Source organism: uncultured Veillonella sp. (assembly GCF_915069625.1).
GTDB lineage: Bacteria > Bacillota > Negativicutes > Veillonellales > Veillonellaceae > Veillonella.
Genome location: NZ_CAJZFD010000210.1, coordinates 1 through 2,660, shown reverse-complemented (window position 1 = coordinate 2,660; position 2,660 = coordinate 1). Strand labels below are relative to the sequence as shown.

Here is a 2,660-nt window from a genome sequence, read left to right as displayed (position 1 = left end):
TTCATGGAAGCTATCCGCCAAGTGAAAAAAGAAGTAGGTCGTAATGATGTACTTTACATTCACGTAACATTGGTGCCTTACATCAATGCAGCAGGCGAGTTGAAAACTAAACCTACACAACACAGCGTAAAAGAATTGCGCAGCATTGGTATTCAACCAGATATCTTGGTATGCCGCAGCGAAAAACACATTTCTGATGAAATGAAAGAAAAACTTGCTTTGTTCTGTGACGTAGAACCAGAAGCAGTTATTGAAAACCAAACTTGCAGCTCCATCTATGAAGTACCATTGATGATGCAAGATCAAGGTCTTGATGATATTGTTATCAAAAAATTAGGCCTTGAAGAACGCCCTTGCAATATGACTGAATGGAAAGAAATGGTTCATAAAATCTTGAACCCTAGTAAAGACATTACAGTTGCTATCGTTGGTAAATATGTAGCATTGCATGATGCGTATTTATCCGTAGTTGAAGCTCTAGATCATGCTGGTATTGCTACGGGTACTAAAGTGAATATTCGTTGGATTGACTCCGAAGAACTTGATGATACATCTGTAGATCCTAAAGAGGTATTTGATGGTGTTGAAGGTATCATCGTACCTGGTGGATTTGGTTCCCGTGGTGTAGAAGGTAAAATCCGCACAATCCAATACGCTCGTGAAAACAATATTCCATATCTTGGTCTATGCCTTGGTATGCAATCTGCAGTAATGGAATTTGCTCGCAACGTATGTGGCATGGAAGGTGCTACATCTAGCGAATTTGACGAAAATGCTAAGTACAAAGTAATCGACTTGATGAGTGATCAAGTGGATGTAGATAAAAAAGGCGGTACAATGCGCCTAGGTATCTATCCATGCAAAGTAGAAGCAGGTACAAAAACTCATGAAGCTTATGGTGAAGATTTGATTTATGAACGTCATCGTCACCGTTATGAGTTCAACAATGAATATCGTCAACAATTGACTGATGCTGGTCTTGTTATCTCTGGTACATCTCCAGATGGTCGTTTAGTTGAAAGTATTGAAGTGAAGAACCATCCATTCTTCATCGGTACACAAGCGCATCCAGAACTTAAATCCCGTCCAAATAATGCACATCCATTATTCCGCGGTTTCGTAGATGCGATTTTGGAACTAAAAAAATAGAGTAGAGCCATGGGATCTCTTTTATCTATTATAGGTATATTTATATTAGCTGCACTTAAATTAGAGCAGTTTGTATATGGTAAATCGGGTAAAGAACAATCTACAACTGGTCATATAGCACGGAGAGGGCTTGCTAATGTAGCGGGTTTAATCGCTTTTGATCATGCTACTGTAAGTAGTAAATCTATTGTAGTACGTAAAAAGAAGAAAGATGCTCAGAAATGAGCATCTTTCTTCTTTTTTATTCATATCGAAAAATATTGGAAAAATATATCGATAAATTTAAAAATAACACTTGCAATCTTGAATGATATTTGTTATTATATAGACAAAGATAGATATAGCAATGGTGTTAAGTGCACCAATACAAATATAATCATTACAATTTGAAACTCACACAAGGAGGACATGACATGTCTATTATTGGTAAACAACTTCCTGAATTTACTCTAGATGCTTTCAAAAAACCTGAATTAGTAAAAGTTAGTACTGCCGATGTGTTGGGCAAATGGTCCATCTTCGTATTCTATCCAGCAGACTTCACATTTGTTTGCCCTACAGAATTAGAAGACGTACAAAACTCTTATGCAGAATTGAAAGAACTAGGTTGCGAAGTTTACTCCGTATCTTGTGACTCTGAATTCGTTCACAAAGCATGGTCTGATGCTTCTCCAAGCATTAATAAAATCGAGTACTACATGTTAGCTGATAAAAAACATGAATTAGCTGATTTCTTCGACGTATTCCAAGAAGAATCTGCTATGGCTTACCGTGGTACATTCGTAGTAGATCCAGAAGGTTTCGTTCGTACAGCTGAAATCCATGATATGGGTATCGGCCGTTCTGCTGAGGAATTGGTTCGTAAAGTACAAGCAGCTCAATTCGTAGCAAAACATGGTGATCAAGTGTGTCCTGCACGTTGGAAACCAGGTAAAGACACATTGAAACCAGGTCTTGATCTAGTAGGTAAAATCTAATTTATAAATAACTTAAACGCTAGAATAATCTAGACAACTCCTCAAATGACAAAACGGGCGCGCATCGTTTTCCTGACGATACGGTAAGTCCCAATACCAGATGAACCCTCTCCAATTCATCATGGTAAACCTCATATAACAAACTACAAACTATACGCAAAAGGACTGGCCTTCGGGCTAGTCCTTTTGTGTTATGTAAAATAATTAATGTTTCGTTAGGTGTGATTGCAAGTCTAATAATATAATAAAATAAATCAATAATATAGGCTTAGGCCAATAAATATAAGGGTTTTAAATACCCCCTTGTAAAAGTAGGAAATAAGTTCTTGCATTTTTGAAATTAGTGGTCTATAATGAAATTAATTCCTAGTGATACACAAGGTTTTATAAATGAAGTAGGATAAGTGCTTTATAACATGGGGTGTGTTAGCACTAACTTTTACAAAGAGAGGCAAGATATATGAGGATTTCCACAAAAGGTCGCTATGCATTGATGGTTCTCATCGATTTAGCAGAGCAAGGTCAAGATAAACC

At 37.1% G+C, this 2,660-nt stretch carries 3 protein-coding genes; all 3 read left to right on the top strand.

What is annotated here, in order from left to right; genetic code table 11:
* Window positions 1–1,149: CTP synthase (locus QZ548_RS08930; protein ID WP_295869812.1), on the top strand; the 1,149-nt coding region annotated here is incomplete at its 5' end.
* Between the two features lie 9 nt (window positions 1,150–1,158).
* Window positions 1,159–1,374, top strand: coding sequence for a hypothetical protein (locus QZ548_RS08925; RefSeq protein ID WP_060924401.1), 216 nt, complete (start codon window positions 1,159–1,161; stop codon window positions 1,372–1,374).
* Between the two features lie 188 nt (window positions 1,375–1,562).
* Window positions 1,563–2,126 carry an alkyl hydroperoxide reductase subunit C gene (ahpC, locus tag QZ548_RS08920; RefSeq protein WP_004698190.1) on the top strand — a complete coding sequence of 188 codons (564 nt, stop codon included), beginning with the start codon at window positions 1,563–1,565 and terminating at the stop codon, window positions 2,124–2,126.
* The last annotated feature ends 534 nt before the right edge of the window (window positions 2,127–2,660 follow it).